This is a genomic window from Pseudomonas sp. HY13-MNA-CIBAN-0226 (assembly GCF_040310305.1).
Classification (GTDB): domain Bacteria; phylum Pseudomonadota; class Gammaproteobacteria; order Pseudomonadales; family Pseudomonadaceae; genus Aquipseudomonas; species Aquipseudomonas gregormendelii.
In genome coordinates, this window is record NZ_JBEOPS010000651.1 from 1 (window position 1) to 234 (window position 234).

1 protein-coding gene is annotated in these 234 nt (G+C 56.8%); it reads left to right on the forward strand.

Annotated features, from left to right (window positions below; translation table 11 throughout):
• The coding region (locus tag AAEZ05_RS30290) for an acyl-CoA dehydrogenase family protein (RefSeq protein ID WP_350650373.1) at window positions 1-196 on the forward strand (196 nt) is incomplete at its 5' end.
• Window positions 197-234 lie beyond the last annotated feature (38 nt).

Below are 234 nucleotides of genomic sequence, written 5' to 3' on the forward strand. Positions count from 1 at the left end.
GGCCAAGCTGTTCGCCTCGGAAATGGCCGAACGGGTCTGCTCCAAGGCAATGCAGATCCATGGTGGGTATGGGTATTTGGAGGATTACCCGGTGGAGCGCTACTACCGGGATGCACGGATCACGCAGATTTACGAAGGCACCAGCGAGATTCAGCGGATGGTGATTGCCAGGGAGTTGAAAAACTACCAGCTCTGACGGACACCCCACCATCGCCTTCTGTAGGAGCGAGCTTG